This window comes from Acinetobacter terrae (assembly GCF_013004375.1).
In the GTDB taxonomy this organism is placed as follows: Bacteria; Pseudomonadota; Gammaproteobacteria; order Pseudomonadales; family Moraxellaceae; genus Acinetobacter; species Acinetobacter terrae.
In genome coordinates this window covers 35,309-55,520 of the sequence record NZ_JABERI010000040.1, presented here as the reverse complement: position 1 = coordinate 55,520, position 20,212 = coordinate 35,309, and the positions used below count along the sequence as shown (strand labels likewise).

The 20,212-nt window shown below is 40.9% G+C and carries 22 protein-coding genes; 15 read left to right on the top strand and 7 right to left on the bottom strand.

What is annotated here, in order from left to right:
- Positions 1-52: 52 nt before the first annotated feature.
- Entirely contained in the window at positions 53-790 is a 738-nt protein-coding gene (locus HLH14_RS14320; RefSeq protein ID WP_067726415.1) for a cold shock domain-containing protein, read from the top strand.
- A gap of 40 nt (positions 791-830) precedes the next feature.
- Here the strand turns inward: HLH14_RS14320 and gigC are convergent, their stop codons facing one another.
- Positions 831-1,715, bottom strand: coding sequence for a LysR family transcriptional regulator GigC (gigC, locus tag HLH14_RS14315; protein WP_067726413.1), 885 nt, complete (start codon positions 1,713-1,715; stop codon positions 831-833).
- A gap of 85 nt (positions 1,716-1,800) precedes the next feature.
- Here gigC and HLH14_RS14310 point away from each other — a divergent pair, with 85 nt between their 5' ends.
- Positions 1,801-2,562: a ferredoxin--NADP reductase gene (locus HLH14_RS14310; protein WP_067726411.1), complete on the top strand. Its 762-nt coding sequence runs from the start codon at positions 1,801-1,803 to the stop codon at positions 2,560-2,562.
- A gap of 264 nt (positions 2,563-2,826) precedes the next feature.
- On the opposite strand, the gene HLH14_RS14305 is transcribed toward HLH14_RS14310, so the two are convergent.
- Entirely contained in the window at positions 2,827-3,249 is a 423-nt protein-coding gene (locus HLH14_RS14305; protein WP_067726608.1) for a hypothetical protein, read from the bottom strand.
- Between the two features lie 216 nt (positions 3,250-3,465).
- Here HLH14_RS14305 and eat point away from each other — a divergent pair, with 216 nt between their 5' ends.
- From eat to HLH14_RS14270, 7 genes are all read left to right on the top strand, one after another.
- The gene (gene eat / locus HLH14_RS14300; RefSeq protein WP_067726409.1) at positions 3,466-4,908 is read left to right on the top strand and encodes an ethanolamine permease; all 1,443 of its coding nucleotides are present in this window, start codon (positions 3,466-3,468) and stop codon (positions 4,906-4,908) included.
- Positions 4,909-4,935: 27 nt separating this feature from the next.
- Positions 4,936-6,321, top strand: coding sequence for an ethanolamine ammonia-lyase subunit EutB (locus HLH14_RS14295; protein ID WP_067726407.1), 1,386 nt, complete (start codon positions 4,936-4,938; stop codon positions 6,319-6,321).
- Between the two features lie 15 nt (positions 6,322-6,336).
- Positions 6,337-7,155 carry an ethanolamine ammonia-lyase subunit EutC gene (gene eutC, locus HLH14_RS14290; protein ID WP_067726405.1) on the top strand — a complete coding sequence of 273 codons (819 nt, stop codon included), beginning with the start codon at positions 6,337-6,339 and terminating at the stop codon, positions 7,153-7,155.
- Positions 7,156-7,277: 122 nt separating this feature from the next.
- On the top strand, positions 7,278-7,556 hold the full coding sequence (locus HLH14_RS14285) for a hypothetical protein (RefSeq protein WP_067726403.1): 279 nt from the start codon (positions 7,278-7,280) through the stop codon (positions 7,554-7,556).
- A gap of 256 nt (positions 7,557-7,812) precedes the next feature.
- Positions 7,813-9,513, top strand: a complete 1,701-nt coding sequence (locus HLH14_RS14280) for a mechanosensitive ion channel (RefSeq protein ID WP_067726401.1) — start codon at positions 7,813-7,815, stop codon at positions 9,511-9,513.
- Positions 9,514-9,586: 73 nt separating this feature from the next.
- Positions 9,587-9,760 carry a hypothetical protein gene (locus tag HLH14_RS14275; RefSeq protein ID WP_171255227.1) on the top strand — a complete coding sequence of 58 codons (174 nt, stop codon included), beginning with the start codon at positions 9,587-9,589 and terminating at the stop codon, positions 9,758-9,760.
- A gap of 142 nt (positions 9,761-9,902) precedes the next feature.
- Complete coding sequence (locus tag HLH14_RS14270; RefSeq protein WP_171255226.1) at positions 9,903-10,058, top strand: hypothetical protein; 156 nt, start codon at positions 9,903-9,905, stop codon at positions 10,056-10,058.
- 10 nt (positions 10,059-10,068) lie between these two features.
- On the opposite strand, the gene HLH14_RS14265 is transcribed toward HLH14_RS14270, so the two are convergent.
- Both HLH14_RS14265 and HLH14_RS14260 read right to left on the bottom strand, forming a co-directional pair.
- Positions 10,069-11,268 carry a BaiN/RdsA family NAD(P)/FAD-dependent oxidoreductase gene (locus tag HLH14_RS14265; protein ID WP_067726606.1) on the bottom strand — a complete coding sequence of 400 codons (1,200 nt, stop codon included), beginning with the start codon at positions 11,266-11,268 and terminating at the stop codon, positions 10,069-10,071.
- 67 nt (positions 11,269-11,335) lie between these two features.
- A complete protein-coding gene (locus HLH14_RS14260; RefSeq protein ID WP_067726399.1) occupies positions 11,336-12,205 on the bottom strand; it encodes a 1-aminocyclopropane-1-carboxylate deaminase/D-cysteine desulfhydrase in 870 nt (289 codons plus the stop codon).
- A 309-nt stretch (positions 12,206-12,514) separates the two neighbouring features.
- On the opposite strand from HLH14_RS14260, the gene HLH14_RS14255 reads away from it, so the two are divergent.
- Positions 12,515-12,706 (top strand): NF038215 family lipoprotein, encoded by a 192-nt coding sequence (locus HLH14_RS14255; protein WP_171533329.1) that lies wholly within the window; start codon positions 12,515-12,517, stop codon positions 12,704-12,706.
- A gap of 345 nt (positions 12,707-13,051) precedes the next feature.
- Positions 13,052-13,633 (top strand): LysE family translocator, encoded by a 582-nt coding sequence (locus HLH14_RS14250; protein WP_171255229.1) that lies wholly within the window; start codon positions 13,052-13,054, stop codon positions 13,631-13,633.
- A gap of 62 nt (positions 13,634-13,695) precedes the next feature.
- Here the strand turns inward: HLH14_RS14250 and HLH14_RS14245 are convergent, their stop codons facing one another.
- The gene (locus HLH14_RS14245; RefSeq protein WP_067726393.1) at positions 13,696-14,052 is read right to left on the bottom strand and encodes a hypothetical protein; all 357 of its coding nucleotides are present in this window, start codon (positions 14,050-14,052) and stop codon (positions 13,696-13,698) included.
- Between the two features lie 548 nt (positions 14,053-14,600).
- Here HLH14_RS14245 and HLH14_RS14240 point away from each other — a divergent pair.
- Together HLH14_RS14240 and HLH14_RS14235 are read left to right on the top strand one after the other, a co-directional pair.
- A complete protein-coding gene (locus HLH14_RS14240) occupies positions 14,601-15,044 on the top strand; it encodes an ABZJ_00895 family protein (RefSeq protein WP_171533328.1) in 444 nt (147 codons plus the stop codon).
- 72 nt (positions 15,045-15,116) lie between these two features.
- Entirely contained in the window at positions 15,117-16,025 is a 909-nt protein-coding gene (locus HLH14_RS14235) for a TIGR01777 family oxidoreductase (protein ID WP_067726389.1), read from the top strand.
- Here HLH14_RS14235 and thiO read toward each other — a convergent pair.
- Both thiO and hemB read right to left on the bottom strand, forming a co-directional pair.
- Positions 16,011-17,132, bottom strand: a complete 1,122-nt coding sequence (thiO, locus tag HLH14_RS14230; protein ID WP_067726604.1) for a glycine oxidase ThiO — start codon at positions 17,130-17,132, stop codon at positions 16,011-16,013. The genes HLH14_RS14235 and thiO overlap by 15 nt on opposite strands.
- 18 nt (positions 17,133-17,150) lie before the next feature.
- Positions 17,151-18,164: a porphobilinogen synthase gene (hemB, locus tag HLH14_RS14225; RefSeq protein WP_067726387.1), complete on the bottom strand. Its 1,014-nt coding sequence runs from the start codon at positions 18,162-18,164 to the stop codon at positions 17,151-17,153.
- Between the two features lie 106 nt (positions 18,165-18,270).
- On the opposite strand from hemB, the gene HLH14_RS14220 reads away from it, so the two are divergent.
- Positions 18,271-18,768: a thioesterase family protein gene (locus HLH14_RS14220; RefSeq protein WP_067726385.1), complete on the top strand. Its 498-nt coding sequence runs from the start codon at positions 18,271-18,273 to the stop codon at positions 18,766-18,768.
- Between the two features lie 286 nt (positions 18,769-19,054).
- Positions 19,055-20,206, top strand: a complete 1,152-nt coding sequence (locus HLH14_RS14215; protein WP_067726383.1) for an HlyD family secretion protein — start codon at positions 19,055-19,057, stop codon at positions 20,204-20,206.
- Positions 20,207-20,212: the final 6 nt, after the last annotated feature.

The window sequence follows — 20,212 nt, the reverse complement described above, 5'->3', positions numbered from 1 at the left end:
CGCTTTTTTTATTACAATCCTCGGCATAAGATTTAAACAATAAGAGATTGAAATGTTTATTGAGGGGAAAATTAAAAGCTACATCACAGAGCGTGGCTTTGGCTTTATTGCAATTGAGGGGGAGTCGAAAGATTTATTTTTTCATATCAAGGATTTTCCCAATAAAAGTGTCGAACCTAAAATAGGGGAAAAGTTAAAGTTTCGTATTGTCGAAGATAACGGCAAATTAAAAGCTGATCAGATTGTTCGTTTAGATTTAAAGCAGAACACAGCAGATTTAGAAGCACATCTACCACAACGTTCTTATGCGAATCACAATGCTTCGCCACGTTTTAATAAACGTAGCCCTAAAGGTGGTATTTTCACGATTGTTGGGCTAATCGTTATCGCTGTGCTAGCCGTGTTGGTTTATAACAAATATCAAGATTATAGACAGGCACAACAATTGAAAGCACAACAATTGATTGAACAACAGGCACAATTTGTGGAACAGCAGCGAGAAGCTTTGGGGAATTTGCCGGTAGAGGTACTGTCTGAACAGGGGCACCGTAATCTGGAAGATCAAACATATTCGACTAATAAACCACGTTCAGAAAAAGTCAGTGCCAGTATTGATAAACAAAATGGTGTGCAACATCAGCAGTCTTCACAATTTAAGTGTGATGGACGTACTCATTGTTCACAAATGCGTTCTTATGAAGAAGCGGTATTCTTTTTAAGAAACTGTCCGGGAACTCAAATGGATGGTAATAATGATGGTCAACCTTGCGAGCGCCAATTCGGACGCTAATAAAAAAAGCGCCATCTAGGCGCTTTTTTATGACTTTAAATTATTCTTCGCAGAATTTCATGAAGGCTTTTAAACCCGGACCTTGATACTTTTGACGATGTACTAACATGAACAATGGACGAGTAAGTTGCCAGAACGGTGTCTCTAAAATGACCAACTGACCTTTTTCAAGCAAAGGTTCAATCGCCAGTTTAGAAATACATGACATACCGATACCACCTGCCACAATTTTCAGAATTGCTTCATTATGACCAAGGGTTAAACGGATATTGGCATCGGGTAAGTCTTTTAAAATCGCGTTATCAAAGACTTCACGGGTACCTGAACCTTCTTCACGTAAAATCCATTCTACGCCTGCCGCTTCAAAATCAGCAGGGGTTAATGCGCGTTCAATTTGCGCCAGCGGATGATTTGGTGAACAGCACACCGCAAGTTCATCATCACGCCAATGGATACATTGCAGCTGTGGTAGGTGACATGAACCTTCAATCAGTGCTAAATCCAGTTGGAACTGGTTCACGGCTTCAATCATCTGGCGGGTATTGCCGACTTGAAGTTGTAAATGCGCTTGTGGCTGAATTTGAAGGAAATCTGCCATCAGGTCTGGAATCAGATAGTCACTAATGGTCAGCGTTGCCCCTAAGCGCAAGTCGATACTTTGTAGTTCGCCTTTTGCCGCTTGCTCAAAAGCATCACAACGACCTAAAATCTCTAAAGCTTGTGGCAAGAGATAACGACCTAAATCATTTAATTGCAAGCGTTTACCCAAACGGTCAAACAGCGGAGCGCCTAAGCCATCTTCTAAGTCTGCTAAAGCCATACTTGCAGCACTTTGGGTGAGTTTTACGGCATCACTGGCTTTGGTTACTGTGCCTTCTTGGGCGACTGCTACAAAAACAGCCAACTGGCGTAAAGTCATGCGCATGAATAGAGCCTTAACATTTAAAAAATATTAATAAATTATGTTGTCATGCTACCATGAGCGCAGTCTTTCATGCCACGTTGAAATCATGTCAATTGAAAAATTTAGCTTAGAAAAAGTCTTATCTGTACACCGTTGGACCAATACCTTATTCAGTTTTACCATGACACGACCTGCGCATTTTAAATTTACCGCAGGGCAATTCGCGCGTATTGGTTTAAAAGTGGGAGATGAGCTGGTGGTTCGGGCTTATTCTGTGGTGTCATCACCTTTTGATGAAATCTTGGAATTCTTTTCAATTGTGGTTCCAGCGGGTGCCTTCACTTCGAATTTGCAACATCTGCAAGTCGGCGATGAATTGTACTTGGAAAAAATACCCTATGGTTTCTTAACGCTGGCACGTTATCAGCTTCCGTTACCGAATGATTTGTGGCTACTCGCTACGGGCACAGGCTTGGCACCATTTTTATCCATGCTGCAAGATTTCGAAACATGGTCTAAATATCAAAAGATTAATCTGGTTTATAGTGTACGAACCGAAGCTGAATTGGCTTATGTAGAGCGTATTCAGGAAATTGCAGAAACTTTTGGTGAAGGGCATAGCGGCTTTAAATTTATCCCGATTATCACCCGTGATCCAAACGCAGCATTACATGACCGCTTGCCTGTACTGATCGAAAATGGTGAATTAGAAAAAGCGGCAGGTGTGGAATTTAATGTTGAAACCAGTCACGTCATGCTCTGTGGTAACCCACAAATGGTAGAAGATACTAAAGAAGCATTAAAGGCACGTGGTTTAAAGATGAATCGTCGTGGTGAAGGTAATATTGCAGTCGAAAATTATTGGTAGAAGGTAAATGATTTTACTCCCTCTCCCTGAGGGAGAGGGTTGGGATGAGGGGTACTTAGGAGTACAGCTCAGAAAAGAGATTATTTTTCTTTCTTCTTTTTAAAGGTGAGCAATACTTTTGCGTAAGGGGATATAGATTTAATAGACATCTTCCTTGCGGAATATATTCCTCATCTCCTAAAAGGCGAGGGAATTTCATTAAATGAAGCCATAAAAAAATCCCTCATTAAAGAGGGATATATAAAGTAAATCTAATAATTATCATTAATGTACAAACATATCGATATATTCACGAATTTCTTGGATCGCAGTTTCAACGTCCGAAGTCAGCCAAGTCGGTTCAAACAGACCTGAATAATGTTCAAGACGATCTTGTGGAACCACCAAACGAATTGGGCATTCTTCTTCCAATAAACGCCAAGGAATGATCGGCACTTCATTGTCTAAAAAAGGTGCGATATTACGAATATCGATCACCATCGCGTTAATGCATTCAGGGAAAGGCATCACTGAAAGCTCTTCTGTACGACGACGAAAATATTCTAGATCACCCCATTTAAGCACGTAACTGGGTTTATTAAATTCAATAATCCCAATGAGATGTTCATCACGAGTGTAATGCAAGCTACATTGATGAGTGACATCAGTGTCCAGATCAAGCGTTACAGATTGCTGTCGATACGCCATAAAGTTAAGCAGCATGAAAAACAAGGTGCATAATTATAGCTCATTTTAGCTTTTTCAGCACCTAAAGCCAGATTCATCTTCATTCCAGATCAAAGATAAAAATCCCCTTTATTTATTTCCATATTATAGTTGGTTCATCCGCTTTTTTACCAAATTTTAAAATTGGTATGGCTTATGCATAACGCTCTTATTGATTAGATAAAATAAGAGGTGCGTATGTCAGATGTTAAAGATGTCATCGAGAATGCCCCAATAGCGGGAAATACAGCAGAAGAATACTTTGCCCAAAGACAATTAAAAAAAGGTGCAGTCGGCTGGTTGTTGTTGGTCGGTCTGGGTGTAGCGTATGTGATTTCGGGTGACTTTGCTGGCTGGAACTTCGGTCTAGCTCAGGGCGGATGGGGCGGCATGTTCATTGCCACCGTGATCGTGGCTATTATGTACCTGTGTATGTGTTTGGCGATGTCGGAAATGTCGACTATGTTGCCCACAGCTGGCGGCGGTTATAGTTTTGCCCGAACTGCATTTGGGCCTTTAGGTGGCTATCTCACAGGAACTGCGATTCTTATTGAATATGCGATTGCCCCTGCAGCGATTGCCTGTTTCATTGGCGCTTATTGCGAGTCGCTATTTGGCATTGGTGGATGGGTTATTTATCTCATTTGTTATTTGCTGTTTATGGGAATGCATCTAAAAGGTGCAGGTGAAGCCTTAAAAATCATTTTTATGATTACCGCCGTTGCCGCTGTCGCCTTATTGGTGTTTATTTTCGCCATGGCGCCGTATTTCAATAGTGAAAACTTGTTTAACATTGCAGTAAATACTGAGGCAGTCGGTTCCAGCTCATTGTTGCCTTTGGGATATCTAGGAATTTGGGCAGCAGTACCGTATGCAATCTGGTTTTTCCTTGCAGTAGAAGGTGTACCTTTAGCCGCTGAAGAAGCCAAAGAACCACATAAATCCTTACCGCGTGGCTTAATCGGTTCCATGGTCATCCTAGCCATTTTTGCATTAAGCATTTTGGTTTTAGGGACTGGTGCAGCGGGTGCAGATACTTTAAAAAATTCAGGTGCACCACTGGTTGATGCTTTAAAAGCAGTATATGGCGAAAATACATGGCTTGCAGGCTTTGTGAACTTTGTCGGTTTGGCAGGGTTAATTGCGAGTTTCTTCTCGATTATTTATGCCTACTCTCGTCAAGTCTTTGCGCTGTCACGCGCAGGCTATTTACCGAAAAAACTCTCTTTAACAAATAACAACCATGCTCCGCATTGGGCGATTATCATTCCGGGTATGATTGGTTTTATGCTGTCTTTAACCGGAGAAGGTGATCTGCTTATTTTGATGGCTGTTTTTGGTGCAACCATTTCTTATGTGCTGATGATGATGGCATACATCAAACTAAAAATTTCAAAACCGGATATGCCACGTCCGTATAAAGCACCAGGCGGAATCATCACCGCATCGATTGCTTTGGTTCTTGCCGCCATTGCGGTTGTGGCAGGCTTTGTGGTTGACCCAAAAGTGTGGCTGATGGCGGCAGCAATTTATGCAGCCTTTATTGCTTATTTCTTCTTATATAGCCGAAATCAATTGGTTGCCGGAACGCCAGAAGAAGAGTTTGCCAATATTCAGGCAGCGGAACAGGAACTGAAATAATAATTATAGAATCAGGAGCAATGCATCATGTTGTATCAAATCAATGTTGCCCATCATCATTATGTTTTTGTGGATTTAAAAACATTGATGGCAAAAGCTACGCCTGAACGGTCAGGAGATCAGTTGGCAGGAATTGCAGCACACGATGCAACAGAACGGGTCGCAGCGCAGATGTGTCTGGCAGACGTACCGCTCAAGCAGTTTCTAAATGAAACGCTGATTGATTATGAGCAGGATGAAGTGACTCGTTTAATTATAGATGAACATAATGCCTTGGCTTTTTATCCAATTGCCCATTTTACTGTGGGAGACTTTCGCAACTGGCTGTTGAGTGAGGATGCAACCACAGAAAAATTGCAAAATTTACAATCTGGTCTGACACCTGAAATGGTGGCTGCAGTCAGCAAAATTATGCGCAATCAGGATTTAATTCTGGTCGCCAAAAAATGCAGGGTGATTACGCAATTTCGTAACACTATTGGTCTAGAAGGGCGATTATCAACCCGATTACAACCGAATCATCCTACCGATGATTTACTCGGTATTTCGGCCAGTATTCTAGACGGCTTGATGTACGGCAATGGTGATGCCGTAATTGGCATTAATCCTGCTACCGATAATCTTCAAAATTTATCAGAACTGCTGAAACTGCTGGATCATATTATTCATGAATATGAAATTCCGACCCAGTCTTGTGTCTTGACCCATGTGAGTTCGGGCATAGAACTGGCCAATAAAAACATTCCGGTCGATTTAATGTTTCAGTCAATAGCTGGTTCACAAGCCGCTAATAGCGCTTTCGGGATTGATTTAGCCATGTTGCAGGAGGGCTATGAAGCTGCTTTAAGTTTAAAGCGCGGCACGCTTGGACAAAACGTGATGTACTTTGAAACCGGACAGGGCAGTGCCTTATCCAGTAATGCCCATCACGGGGTGGATCAACAAACGATGGAAGCCCGTGCCTATGCCGTGGCTCGAAAGTATCATCCTTTTTTGGTTAATACCGTGGTCGGTTTTATCGGACCTGAATACTTATATAACGGCAAACAGATTATCCGTGCTGGACTGGAAGATCACTTCTGTGGGAAATTACTGGGTCTGCCGATGGGCTGTGATATTTGCTATACCAACCATGCCGATGCCGATCAGGATGATATGGATGTGCTGTTAACTTTGCTGGCCAATGCCGGCATTAATTTTATTATGGGTATTCCTGGTTCAGATGATGTGATGCTGAATTATCAAACCACCTCTTTTCATGATGCTTTATACATTCGCCAGTTATTAGGTTTGCAACCTGCCCCTGAGTTTTCAGCTTGGCTTGAACAACAGGGAATTTTAAAACAGCAGTCCTCACAACTGCAATGGCCAAGCCAACTTCCAGAAAAGTTTTCCCGTTTAATCCTGTCATGAGTTGAGGGTTTAAGAATGAAAGTTCAATACGATATTCAATTTCAACCCGAACTTACGCAAAATGCCTGGGAACAACTGAAACAGTTTACCGATGCCCGAATTGCCTTGGGACGCGTTGGTGGCAGTCAACCGACCAAGCCTTCATTGGAATTTCAACTGGAACATGCGCAGGCCAAAGATGCAGTTTTAAAAGTTCTTGATGTTCAGGCATTAGTGGAAAAGTTGGCGAAACCGAACAGCGATATTTTGCATATTTCCAGTTGTGCAGAAGATAAAGACCTTTATTTAAAACGCCCAGATTTAGGTCGGGAACTGTCGGAAGCATCCAGACAATTATTAAAACAATATCAACAGCAACATCAAGCAGAATATGATGTGGTGATTGTGACGGGTGATGGTTTATCTGCACGTGCCATTGAAGATAATGCGCCACATTTTATTGCAGAATTACACCAGTCTTGCATCAATGAAGGTTGGTCTATCGCACCTCTGGTCATTGCAACGGGAAGTCGTGTGGCATTGGGTGATGAAGTCGCGCAGATTCTAAACGCCAAAATGTTGGTGATGCTGATCGGTGAACGCCCAGGTCTGAGTTCCCCCGACAGTATGGGAATTTACTATACTTGGAATGCCTATAAAGGCTGCCATGATGCCATGCGTAATTGTATTTCCAATGTTCGTCCTGCTGGATTATCGGAATTAATTGCCATTCAGCGTTTAATGGCACTGATGAAAAAATCACGACAGTTGCAACTTTCTGGTGTCAAACTGAAAGATGAACATGAGATGGTTGTGGAGTCAGTCGCTCCAACCAATCCCAAACGTATTTTTTAAACTTAAGCTGCTTAAGTGAAATTTACATGTATTCACCATGTCACTATGCTTCTACACATAACAGAGCAACAAGTATTGCTAATATAAAAATACGGACATGACAAAAAAGAGGGGATAGGAATATGACACATGATTTCAATAAACCGCCTCATGTAATCACTCCAGAAGAAAAATCGCAGAAGAAACGTTTGCCTGTTTATATTTTAATTCTTGTGGGTGTTTTCTTTATTGCATTACTCGCTTACATGTTTGCGGATCCCAAACCAGATCCTAAAGATGCCCCTCCTGGACATCCTAATCCTTCAGCCCAAACAGCGACACCGAATAATACGACAACCGGTACACCGGGTGATGAAGCAGTTGCTACCGATAAAGATACGGCCACTGCAAAAGACTATTAACTTGAAACTTAAACTCTCTTTTTATTAAAGCTCTAGTCTGAAAAGACTAGGGCTTTTGTGCAATCTAATGTGCGCTTTTGTTGTATTTGTGATGGTTTGTATTGAATAAAAAATAAGCAAATTCTAATGTGTTTTTAACCTGATGATTTTTGGTTCGGCTCACGCTCAATAGGCTTAGTCAAGATAACTTAGTCAAGATAATAAAGCGATTCATCGCCGTAAGACTTCAATAAGTAATAACAAGAGGAAATACAACATGAATGAATATTTTTCTGGAGGCCCTAGAGGGGGAGAATTTGATGCCATGTATTACTGGAATCAATTCCATCCCATTCTAGCCGCTGTTGCTATTTTATTGATTGGTTGGATTCTTGCTCTTATTATTGCAGCAGGAGTTAAAAAAGTTTTAGAAAAAATAGGAACAAATCAAAGACTTTCAAGTGCAACTGGACATCGCTCAAATATTGAAAGTATCGTATCGCGTGTCGTATTTTGGATCGTGATGATTATTGCGGTCATAGGTGCATTAAATGTGCTTAATCTCACCAGTGTGAGTGGCCCATTTAGCAATATGATTCAGCAATTCCTATTGTTTATTCCACAACTTTTAGCTGCAGTTGCAGTTGGTTTTATTGGCTGGATTGTGGCTAATCTGGTTAAAGTAGGGATGCAAAAACTGCTTGACCGTACTAAGCTAGATGAAAAATTGAGTGCGGATGTTGGTGTTAGTCCAATCAGTCAAAATATTAGCGATATTGTCTATTGGCTTATTTTATTGTTATTCCTACCGATTGTATTGTCTATTTTAGGTCTCAACGGGCTGTTATTCCCGATACAGAATATGCTGAATGAAGTCGTTTCATTCTTACCCAATATTTTTATTGCTGCTGTTATTGTTTTTGTCGGTTATATCTTGGCAAAAATTGTACGCGGTATTGTAGAAGGTTTGGTTGGCAGTCTGAATTTGCAGCATGAGGCACAAAAAATTGGTTTCTTAAAAAATTCTAATTTGCCAAAAGTTCTGGGTTCATTTGTCTTCGCCATCATTATTATTACTTCCCTCATCATTGCATTTGAAGCCTTAGGTATTCAAGCCATTTCACAACCCGCGACTGCGATGTTGTATGAGATTATGAATGCCATCCCGCATATTATTGCGGCTGGTCTGATTCTAATTTTGGCTTATGTGGTTTCACGTTTCGTGGCCAATTTGGTGGTTGACGTATTGGCTGGAACAGGTGTTGATGAATTACCTGCCAAAATGGATGCACAACGCTTTTTAGGCACCACTAAAGTGTCTTGCATTGTGGGTTACATGATTGTTTTCTTTACCATGTTATTTGCAGTTTCTGAGGCAGCAAACCGACTTGGTTTTGAACAGGTTAGTGCGCTTATTTCGATGTTTATCCAGTTCGGTGCCAATATTTTACTGGGCGCTGTTATTTTGATGATCGGCTTCTGGCTCGCAAATTTGGTCGCGAAAGTCATTGGACGTGGTGAATATAACAGTTCACGATGGTTAGCAAACTTGGTGCGTATCCTGATTATGGGCTTAGTGATTGCCATGGGTTTACGTGCAATGGGTATTGCCGATTCTATCGTGAATCTTGCCTTTGGTTTAACACTGGGTGCTGTGGCAGTGGCATTTGCTTTGGCCTTTGGTTTAGGCGGTCGTCAGCCTGCTGAGCGCGTATTGACTGACTTGATTAATAAAGCCAAAGAGAAAGCAAAACATCCTAATCCAGATTATCAACCGGATGTCCCTAAAACATCTTCAAGCGCACCACCTCCATCGACAATAGTAGAGAGTTCAACATCAACCAATGATGTGCGTCTTACTCCATCTGATAATGGTCTACAGGTCGATCCCGAACATAAGCCTTTAAATAACCCGTATGGTTCAACAGGTGAACCTGAACAAGATGTTGATATTCATCCTAAAGATGACCCTAAATAGCCTATAAGTTTTGTAGCAGACCGATCACATCAATGTGGTCGGTCTTTTATTTAATATTCAAAAGGAGATCATGATGTCAAAAAAAGAACCGAATAAATTTATCGCACCGATTGTGATTGCAGGAATTACCGCAGGTTTCTTTATCAGTGCTTATAAATTTGTATTTGCTAGAGCGAAGCAAGCACATAAACAGGTAAAGCGTGATTATTCAGTGGATAAGTCACAAGAAAACCAAAATGAAAAATAGCTAAAAAATGATCGTTTTTCTTGGCTTTTTATGCTATTTATAAAATAACTATTTCATAGAATATAAGCATTTAGATTAATATGAATGAAATGTTGTAGATCATACCTGGATGTATGAATGGTAATAATAAAAGGAGATCATAATGTTATTAAATAAATTTTTTAAGTCACTTGCGACTATGTTGAACGTTGCTGAAGCTTCATCTGAAGCACAAGCAATTGCGAAAATGGAGATCACAATTACTCGTTTACAGCAGGCTAAACCTGTTCGTTTATTACATACAGATTATTTAGAATAATCTGTATTTTTTAAACATATTGCGATGCGGCATGTGCAGACGCCCATGCCCATTGAAAATTAAAACCACCTAAATGACCGGATACATCAAGAACTTCACCGACAAAGTAAATACCTTTTTGCTTTTTACTTTCCATAGTCTTGGATGAAACTTCTGTAGTATCCACACCGCCCAAAGTTACTTCTGCAGTACGATAGCCTTCAGTTCCTGAGGGTTTAACTTCAAAAGCATGCAAGCGCTGAGCAATCTGTTCAAGTTTTTCATCACTCAAATTACCAATTGCCATATCTGCCGATTCAGCCCAGATTAAATTTTGTAATTCCAGTACCACACTTTTAGGAAGATGCTCATTTAACAAAGTCCGTAATAAGACTTTCGGTTGACTGGCTTTTTTCGATTTAAAGAAATCAACCAGGTCGATATAAGGCAGGAAGTTAATATTAAAGCGCTGACCGACATCCCAATAATTGGAGAGTTGTAGTGAACTTGGCCCACTTAAACCGCGATGGGTGAACAGCAGGGCTTCGGTAAAACTGTTTAAATCATTGGATAGGGTTGCATCTACTGCATTCCCACTTAAACGGGTAGTAACTTCTTTGAATTGATCCGAAAAGGTAAAGGGCACTAAACCTGCACGGGTGGGATGGACATGATGCCCAAACTGTTTGGCAATCTCATAACCAATCCCTGAACCCCCTAGGGTCGGCACCGATAAACCACCGGTTGCCACCACCACAGATTCAGCTTGAAAATAACCCATAGAAGTTGCCACTTGAAAACCTTGACCTTCAACAGGGGTTACACTTTTCACTTCACAACTGGTTTTAATATCAACCAAACCGGTTTTATCACATTCAGCCAATAACATGGCTAAAATTTCTTTAGCGCCGTTTAAGGTAAAGAGCTGACCGTGTTTGCGCTCTTCATATTCAATGCCGTGTTCGCACACCAAGCCAATAAAGTCCCAGTTGGTATAACGAGTCAGCGCTGAAATAACGAAGTGCGGATTGTGTGAAATGTAATTTTCAGGTTCGACATACAGATTGGTAAAGTTACATTTACCACCACCAGACATCAGAATTTTTTTACCGACTTTGTTGGCTTTTTCAACCACCAAGACTTTACGACCACGTTGTGCCGCCATATATGCCAACATCAGACCTGATGCACCTGCACCTAAAACAATGACATCGTACTGATTTGTAGACATGGGACAACTCACGGGAGATAAAAGCAGGGCATTATAGACAATTTTGCTGCTAATTTCAGGCTTGATCTTAGCCAGTGTACCGACCTTGTAAGCCACCAGTATGAATCACCAAGATACGCAAGCCGCGTGTAAAATAATTTTGTTCAATTAAATCAAATAAACCGACCATCATTTTGGCGGTATAGACCTGCTCTAAAGGAATCTTGTGCTCGACTTCAAAAGACTGCATGAATTGTAAAAGCTCCGGCGTGGTTTTGGCATAACCTCCACCGCAATAAGCATCGGTCATCTGCCAGTTTTTTTGCGTGGTCCATTGTTTTACCTCATGCTGTAAAAAATCACCTTTTAACGCTGAAAAACCCAGAACCTTTTGATGCGCTGAACTTGCTTCAATGATTCCTGAAATAGTTCCACCTGTACCCACAGCACAGCAGATCACATCATAATTTTCCAGGTCTTCGGCATTTAAAATTTCCTTGCAGCCTTGAATGGCAAGCGGATTGGTTCCACCTTCAGGAATAATAAAATGTTCAGGAAATTGCTGTGTTAATTCAGCAAGATATTCGGGCTGATCTTTTAAACGATACTGTTCACGCGAAACAAAATGCAGTTGCATGCCAAACTGTTGCGCCGTGGCTAAAGTAGAGTTTAATGGTTTGGCTGCCAGTTCTTCACCACGAATAACACTCACGCTTTTGAAACCAAATAAATGTGCTGCATATGCTGTTGCAGCAATATGATTGGAATAAGCTCCGCCAAAGGTCAGGACTTTATTTAAACCTTGTTTTTGTGCTTCTAAAAAGTTGTATTTCAGTTTAAAAAATTTATTGCCGGAAATTTGCGGATGGATCTGATCTAACCGCTTAACCGTGACTGAAACAGCAGCATCAAGATTAATTTTTTGGTAGGCCACTGACTGTGCAATCTGATCAAACATCTCATCACTATCCTTGAATATTCAATTGTATTGTACGCAAAATATTTTTATCTACAGTCATATTATTTGCTTGAGACTGTGTATGTATGGAGATCATTACAGACATGCGAAAGTGAAGGCGTTCAATTTTTACAAGTAAGTTGATTGAAATAAATTTCGAACAGACATTTCTGTGTATGTAGATTTGCGATCTATGCTTATTTGTAAAATATTTTAAATAGTTGAATTAAAAAAATAAAAAAACGATCAAAAAATACACATTGGTGCTAAGCTAGAAAATATAACAATGATGAAAAAAGAGGATATGTGATGAAAAAGCTATCCGTGGGTTTATCCGTTTGCTTGCTGTTGTTGCTGACAGCTTGTGATGCAAAAGATGACTATAACAAGCCGAAAACCGAAGTTCGAACCATGATTATTGGCGGTATGCCAGTTCATGATAGTGATTATCGTCTCTCAGAGCTCAACGCCCGCGAAACCAAGCCGGTGGTTCAACAGTAAGAGACTGGAACGAAATTAAGGTATCTACGCCAGATTTGCGGAAATTTGAATAGATGCCTTAATTTTTGCAAACAGTTTGCCCTATTTAAATCCTTATGAACTTTATAAAAAGGTCTGGTACGCGCTCAATATGTACCAACTGTGGTGTAGATGATGCTTAAATAAAAACATCAGTTGTATTTTATATCTATCTAAAATTGGATTTTTGAATCGAGCAGAAACATAAAATTATTACGGCAATAAGAATATAAAACACGTAGAATTGGCCAACACATTTTCCCTCATGATTTAAGGTAAATAGCATTGGAATCATTATTGATATTAGGCTCAATTACTTTGGCTTTAATGTTGGGTGCAATCAGCCCAGGACCAACGTTTATTTACGTAGCTAAAAATTCAATTGCGATTTCACGTAAGCATGGCTTGTTTACTGCTTTAGGTACAGGTACAGGCGCAGCGATATTTGGTTTACTTGCCGTGATGGGTTTGCAAGCCGTTTTACTGGCTGTGCCATCTGCGTATTTGGCTTTAAAAATCTGTGGTGGTTTATATCTGCTGTGGTTGGCTTTTAAAATTATTAAACATGCTAAAGAGCCAATGGATTCGGTAGATACTTCAGTTCAACCAATGAGTTACAAACAGGCATACCGTTTGGGTTTAATTACGCAAATGAGTAATCCCAAAATTGCGATTATTTTGGCCAGTGTTTTTACGGCACTTTTACCCAAAGATATTCCTGCTTATTTTTATGTGGTTTTGCCGGTGCTGTGTTTCTTTATTGATGCAGGTTGGTATTCATTGGTCGCAGTCGCTTTGTCAGCTGAAGGTCCACGAAAAGTCTATTTAAAATTCAAAGCACTATTTGATCGTATTGCAGGTGGGGTGATGACTTTGCTTGGGTTAAAACTCATTTTTGGAATGAAATAACTTTATTTGAATTATAAAAAACCCTCGATTAACGAGGGTTTTTTATAAAGTAATATGACTTTTTATTTTTTGCAGTTCGGTTGAGACATATCAAGAATTTGAGTGCCTTCAACACGATAGCCGATTTGACCGAAAATAAATGCTTGATTTAACTGAGTAATAACTACATCTGACAACGCAACTGAACAAGGGTTTTTCTCGATAGCTCTGTCTACTGCTGTTTTAAAGTTAGGAATACCAAGTGGAAAGAGCACTACAGGTACTTTATCTTCAGCCCGAACACGTTCACCTTTTACAAATTGATTTGAATTAATATTGTAGTTTTTAGTAGAAGCTACAGTCATATCCGCCATACGGATTGAACAGCCAGAGAAGGCAACTGCTGTAGTTGCTAAAGCAACTGCTAGTAATTTTTTCATAAGTACCCCGATAATTAATATAAAACATAAAAACATCGGTATTCTAATTATTTTTTCAATAATTTCAAGATAATAAATTTATTTTTGGAGAAATAAGTTCACAGTTAATTTAAAAATTAGTAGGGGGATAATAGCTTTTTTACTGTTATGATTTTTTCATGTCCTCTAGCTTTTCTTATGAGGTAAAAGAATATAAGTAAATATGAATAGGATGATCTAACAAGAATGATTTTATAAAAAATCGATAGATAAAAAATATACTGTAGAAAATAAAAGACCGACGATTCGAGTGATGATGAAATCGTCGGTCAAAAAAAATCTGTCGCAAGTTTTAGCTTGGGCTGCTGTTCCGTACTAAAACTTGAAACCAAGTTTATTGCTTTAGGAAAAGTTCACCGAAAATATTGTGGATGCCGGTACAAATTAACGGGTTTATGAACTTCTTACCCTATATAACGCAGGGGATTACAGATTGGTTGACAATAAAATGAAAAAAAACTCATTTTTTTCTATACTGGTAGTCTAAAAGTTGCTTATGCAGGTATGCGGTGTCACTAAGTCGATATTTTTTATGGTTTTTCTTTTTTTGTTTTATTTTCACCTGTATCTGCGGTGTGCTAGCAGCTTTACTGCCTACAGGCATGGGCGGTATTCTTACCATTGTTCCTTATCTAACTGCAATGATTTTAGTACTGTATAAATTTTTAAAACAACAACAACGTGCACCAAGCGAGCAAGAAAGAAAAAAAATAACTTTAGGGTTCAGTCTGATTTTTTGGGGTTATAACCTTGCATTTTTATTGCTTGGGATTTTAATTTTTTCCAAAGGCGATCCCGAAGTTTGGCAGAATTTCCTTTTATATCTCAAAAATACGCAATTTATAAGCATCGTATTGATTATGTTTTTACTGATTGCTACGCCACTTTACCTTTTAACCTATTGGTTTTATGGTAAACAGGCACAACGTATGGCAAAAAAAATGTTTGGCTAAGATAAATTGCTATACGCTTGAATTAAAAATGATCCTATTTTATAGATAGGAATACTCAAGTGAGGTGGTCGAATGCTAAAAGAAAACGTACTGGTGACGGGTGCAAGTGGTTTTATTGGTTCGCATCTACTGCCTTATTTATTGGCACGTGATTATGGGGTGTTTGGGCTGACCCGTCAGAAAAACAAGATATCCAATCATCCCGATCTCACATGGGTTCAGAGTCTAGAGGACCTTAAAACAGATCGGATTGATTATGTGATTAACCTGGCTGGTGAAAATATTGGCCAAGCGCGCTGGACAGCACAGAGAAAGCAGCAACTCATTGAGAGTCGGGTTGAAATGACCCATCAGCTGTACAGATATTTAGAAAAACGACAGATTTTTCCGAAACGTATTATTTCAGGTTCTGCAGTGGGCTATTACGGCATTGATCCGACCGAACAATGGTCAGAAGTTTGTACCGAACAGTCTGCACCACAATCTATTTTTATGTCGGAACTGTGTCAGTTATGGGAACAGGCGGCATTAAGTTTCCACCAACAGAACACTAAAATCGTGCGCTTCGGTATTGTTTTTGCAAAGAATGGGGGCATTCTTCCACGTATGCTGTTGCCGATTAAACTGAATATGGTGGGGCGAATTGGACATGGGCGGCAACCGGTCGTGTGGGTACATATTCAGGATGTACTGCGGGCAATTGAATTTCTAATGCTAAATGAAACCAGCACGCAAATTTTTAATGTGGTCTGTCCCGAAAAAATGACCCAAGGGCAATTTGCTAAAACAGCTGCGCAGCAACTGCATCGTAAACCTTTATTCTGTTTACCGGCTTTTGTTTTGAAGGGGATGCTGGGTGAACAATCACAACTGGTTTTGAACGGTCAATATGTACAACCAAAAGCATTGCAGGAACTGGGATTTGAGTTTAAATATCCTACTTTAAAACTGACTTTGGCTGATATTTTAGCGGGTGGTTAAAACTTCAGATTTTAATCTCTGAGTGCTAAAAGCGGCAGGATCTACACATGTGGGTTGCTCAAGCATCAGCTGTCGTAATAAGCGTGCAGAAGTTGGTCCCATACATAGGCCATTACGGAAATGTCCGAAGTTGGCCCATAGATTGTCAAGCTCTGGCATTTTTCCGATATAGGGCACACCGGTAGGCGAACTCGGTCTTAATCCTGCCCATTGCTTCACAATCGGAAACCGTTCAAGTTCCGGCACCATCTCCAGACAGGCTTTGTAAATATTCTGTTGGGTTTGCATATTGGGCCGATGTTCAAAACCCAGTTCATCCATACTGGAACCACAGACCACATGCCCGTCCTGACGTGGAATCAGGTACATCACCTTATTCATGCAGATGGTCGGCAACCACTGTTCAGGCGTTTTAAACAACAGCATTTGTCCCTGAACAGGGTTGACCGGAATGGTCATATTCAATTGTTGTGACCAGTGCGCGGACCATGCGCCGGTTGCAATGACGATCTGATCGGCCTGAATCTGTTGACCGGATTGGGTCTGAAGAGAGGTCACACGCTGTTGTTGAATATGAAAATGATCCACCCAGGTATTTTCATGGAACTGTACGCGCGGATGCTGTTTTAAATAGCTGATGATGGATTTGAGCAGGCGTGGATTACGTACATTAGACAACTGCGAAAAATACAGCGCCTGACTAAATTGCGCGGAAATATGCGGATTGATCTGCTGCAGTTGGGGCTGTTGGATAAGTTGGCATTGCTGCATCGGTTCATCAAACTGCTGAGCGTAGCGCTGTCCGATGTCAAAATCGCTTTCATCTAAAATCAACATACCAGTATCATGGATTTCAAAATCAATGCCCGTAACAGGTTTTAATTTTTCATTCCATTCTAAATACAGCGACTTGCCATATTGCGCTAATTGATTCACCGCGCGTGGATAGCGCCATGGATACATCGGAGAAAGGATGCCTCCACCAGCCCACGAAGCAGCTTTGCCTGCTTGCTGCTGATCGAAAATGATGACGGAACATCCTTGTTCCACAAGTTCTAAAGCAGACAATAGACCGCTAATGCCTGCTCCGATAATGGCAATTTTCATCGCTTGTGCCACTAATCCTTATTTCATGTCTTTGAGTTTAAGCGCAGCTTCTTCAGCGAAGTAAGTCCAGATGCCATCGGCACCGGCACGGCGGCAACTCATCAATGACTCAATAATCACATCGTCTGATAACCAGCCATTTTGAATGGCACCAGCGAGCATTGCGTATTCACCGCTAACTTGATAAACGAAAGTTGGGACACCAAAAGTATCTTTCACTTCACGCACGATATCGAGATAAGGCATCCCCGGTTTCACGATCACCATGTCTGCACCTTCTTGAATATCCAGTGCAATTTCATGCAATGCTTCGGAACGGTTGCCGATATCCATCTGGTAATTGTATTTGTTGCCACCTTTCAGGTTACTTGATGAACCGACCGCATCACGGAACGGACCGTAGAAGCTCGATGCATATTTAGCCGAGTAAGCCATGATGTTGGTATAGATATGACCATTGGCCTCGAGTGCAGTACGAATCGCGCCAATACGGCCATCCATCATGTCACTTGGCGCGACTACATCTGCACCGGCTTCAGCATGACTTAAAGCCTGTTTAATCAAACATTCAACCGTTTCATCATTCAGCACATAACCCGTGTCATCAATAATGCCGTCTTGACCGTGCGTGGTATAAGGATCCAGTGCGCCGTCAGTGATCAATACCATTTCTGGTAATTCTTTTTTTAACAGGCGAATGGTATTTTGAACCAGACCATTTTCATCCCAAGCAGCTTCAGCCGTTAAGCTTTTATCTTTTTGTGGTGTGACAGGGAATAAAGCGAGTTTAGAAACCCCCAATTCAAGCAAGCGTTCTGATTTTTTTAACAGCAGATCAGCAGAAAGTCGCTGAACATTCGGCATGCTTGGAATATCTTGGGTTTGGTTTTGCCCCGGAAGTACGAATACTGGGTAAATGAGATGATCTGTCGTCAACTGGGTTTCACGTACCATAGACCGTAATTTTTCATTTTTTCGAATTCGGCGCATGCGCGTAGCAGGAAATGCAGGACGATTGAACGTATAAGTCATAACAATCTCAATGATCAGTATTAAACTATGGCTATTGTAGCCCTAGAATAAAATTTTGGGGCAAAAGTTAATAGCTATTTCTCAAATTAAGGTATTCGAGCAGATTATGAGTAATTCAGATAAACATTGGACAGGGAATATTCATTTGGGCTCGAAAGTGGATATTGATGTTGTCCTCAAGCAGTTGTGTCATGCATTCAATAGTTCTCCTTACTTCAAACACAACGAGATGGTCATGCGTGTCGTTGATGGACAAATTGAAGCCTATATTGAAATGCAGCCTTTTATGATTGGCAATGTTGCCTTTCAAATTTTACACGGCGGTGTAGCAGCAACGATTTTGGACAGTATCGGCGGTATTGTTGCGATGGGCGAGTTATATCGAAAGACAGAAGCTGCCGACCTGCCGGATACCATTAAAAAAGTCACTCGCTTGGCAACGGTCGATATGCGGGTTGATTATTTGGCTCCGGGTCGTGGCAAATGTTTTGTTGCTCGCGCTGAAACCTTACGTTTGGGGCGTAAGGGCTGCACCATGCGGATGACCTTGGTCAATGATGAAGATAAGCCGATTGCCACGGCGATCGCATCTTATGCCTATTAAGTTTGCCTTAAAGTAGGCAAATTAAACTCAGTAGATGTAACAAAAATATTTGGCATTGAATGGAAATTCAGTGCCGAAATCGTTTTAAAGACTGATGAGTTACATTTTTATTATCGCATCATGATTTTTTGTCATTAAAATGCGCAGCAATATTAAATAAAAAATGACTTTCTCATCGACACCATCTCATGACATTCACTTGTCTTGCATAGCTGTTCGTTTCTGATCAATCAGAACGACAAATATGATGTGTAGTGACCAAGTCTGTTGGATTTAGGAATAATCGATGACAGATGCGCAAAATACCCTGCCAGAAACACAACCAGACGCAGACATTTCCGACACTGCTGCAAAAACAAAACGCAAGAAAGCCTTAAGCTTGGTCGCGTTGATCTTTATTATTGCAGTGATTTTATATGCAATCTGGGCATTATTTTTAAATCGTTCAGTCACTACCGATAATGCCTATGTCGGTGCAGAAACGGCATCCATCACCTCCATGGTGAATGGTCAAGTCGGGCAGGTACTGGTCAGCGATACTCAGCAGGTTAAACAGGGCGATGTCTTGGTTCGGGTGGACAATCGTGATGCAGAAATTGCGCTTGCACAGGCGCAAGCAGAATTGATGAAAGCAAAACGTCAATACAAACAAACTCAAGCCAATAGCAGTGCATTAAATTCACAGGTTTTTGTCAGTGATGACGGCATTCATAGTGCAGAGGCTCAGGTGGCTAAAGCACAAGCCGAGCTAAATAAAGCCCAAGATGATTTGGCCCGTCGTACACAGCTCAGTGCATCAGGTGCGATTTCGAAAGAAGAACTCAGTACTGCACAAAGTGCCGTGAATAAAGCTCAGGCTGGTTTGGATTTGGCTAAAGCCGGCTTGGCTCAGGCGCAATCGAGTCAAAAAGCCGCACAAAGTACTTTAGCGGCAAATGAAGCGCTGATTCGTGGCAGTAATGAAACTTCGACGCCTGATGTACTGATTGCTCAGGCAAAATTGAAACAGGCGTTGCTTGATTTAGAACGCACTGAAATTAAAGCGCCGTTTGATGGGGTGATTGCGCGTCGAAATATTCAGGTTGGACAACGTGTTGCTGCAGGTACTGTGTTAATGATGCTGGTGCCGATTAATAAACTCTATGTCGATGCCAACTTTAAAGAAAGCCAGCTGGCAAAGGTACAAGCCGGACAGAAAGCGATTCTTACTTCTGATTTATATGGCGATGATGTTGAGTTTCACGGCACAGTAGTTGGCTTTTCGGGCGGTACAGGCTCCGCATTTGCCTTAATTCCTGCACAAAATGCGACCGGCAACTGGATTAAAGTGGTTCAGCGTTTACCGGTACGTATTGCACTCGATCCTAAAGAACTGGCCGAGCATCCTTTACGGGTCGGCTTGTCGATGGAAGCGAAAATCAACATCGCTTTGAAGTAGTGGCTG

What these genes read in the sequence shown, in the direction of transcription:
- HLH14_RS14255 (WP_171533329.1), top strand. Translation starts at nt 12,515, where the DNA reads ATGAAAAAGCTATCCGTGGGTTTATCCGTTTGCTTGCTGTTGTTGCTG.
- HLH14_RS14250 (WP_171255229.1), top strand. Translation starts at nt 13,052, where the DNA reads ATGTTGGGTGCAATCAGCCCAGGACCAACGTTTATTTACGTAGCTAAA.
- HLH14_RS14265 (WP_067726606.1), bottom strand. Translation starts at nt 11,268, where the DNA reads ATGTCTACAAATCAGTACGATGTCATTGTTTTAGGTGCAGGTGCATCA.
- HLH14_RS14285 (WP_067726403.1), top strand. Translation starts at nt 7,278, where the DNA reads ATGACACATGATTTCAATAAACCGCCTCATGTAATCACTCCAGAAGAA.
- eat (WP_067726409.1), top strand. Translation starts at nt 3,466, where the DNA reads ATGTCAGATGTTAAAGATGTCATCGAGAATGCCCCAATAGCGGGAAAT.
- HLH14_RS14310 (WP_067726411.1), top strand. Translation starts at nt 1,801, where the DNA reads ATGTCAATTGAAAAATTTAGCTTAGAAAAAGTCTTATCTGTACACCGT.
- HLH14_RS14275 (WP_171255227.1), top strand. Translation starts at nt 9,587, where the DNA reads ATGTCAAAAAAAGAACCGAATAAATTTATCGCACCGATTGTGATTGCA.
- HLH14_RS14280 (WP_067726401.1), top strand. Translation starts at nt 7,813, where the DNA reads ATGAATGAATATTTTTCTGGAGGCCCTAGAGGGGGAGAATTTGATGCC.
- HLH14_RS14320 (WP_067726415.1), top strand. Translation starts at nt 53, where the DNA reads ATGTTTATTGAGGGGAAAATTAAAAGCTACATCACAGAGCGTGGCTTT.
- HLH14_RS14220 (WP_067726385.1), top strand. Translation starts at nt 18,271, where the DNA reads ATGAGTAATTCAGATAAACATTGGACAGGGAATATTCATTTGGGCTCG.
- HLH14_RS14245 (WP_067726393.1), bottom strand. Translation starts at nt 14,052, where the DNA reads ATGAAAAAATTACTAGCAGTTGCTTTAGCAACTACAGCAGTTGCCTTC.
- HLH14_RS14235 (WP_067726389.1), top strand. Translation starts at nt 15,117, where the DNA reads ATGCTAAAAGAAAACGTACTGGTGACGGGTGCAAGTGGTTTTATTGGT.
- HLH14_RS14215 (WP_067726383.1), top strand. Translation starts at nt 19,055, where the DNA reads ATGACAGATGCGCAAAATACCCTGCCAGAAACACAACCAGACGCAGAC.
- HLH14_RS14270 (WP_171255226.1), top strand. Translation starts at nt 9,903, where the DNA reads ATGTTATTAAATAAATTTTTTAAGTCACTTGCGACTATGTTGAACGTT.
- HLH14_RS14305 (WP_067726608.1), bottom strand. Translation starts at nt 3,249, where the DNA reads ATGGCGTATCGACAGCAATCTGTAACGCTTGATCTGGACACTGATGTC.
- HLH14_RS14295 (WP_067726407.1), top strand. Translation starts at nt 4,936, where the DNA reads ATGTTGTATCAAATCAATGTTGCCCATCATCATTATGTTTTTGTGGAT.
- eutC (WP_067726405.1), top strand. Translation starts at nt 6,337, where the DNA reads ATGAAAGTTCAATACGATATTCAATTTCAACCCGAACTTACGCAAAAT.
- gigC (WP_067726413.1), bottom strand. Translation starts at nt 1,715, where the DNA reads ATGCGCATGACTTTACGCCAGTTGGCTGTTTTTGTAGCAGTCGCCCAA.
- HLH14_RS14260 (WP_067726399.1), bottom strand. Translation starts at nt 12,205, where the DNA reads ATGTTTGATCAGATTGCACAGTCAGTGGCCTACCAAAAAATTAATCTT.
- hemB (WP_067726387.1), bottom strand. Translation starts at nt 18,164, where the DNA reads ATGACTTATACGTTCAATCGTCCTGCATTTCCTGCTACGCGCATGCGC.
- thiO (WP_067726604.1), bottom strand. Translation starts at nt 17,132, where the DNA reads ATGAAAATTGCCATTATCGGAGCAGGCATTAGCGGTCTATTGTCTGCT.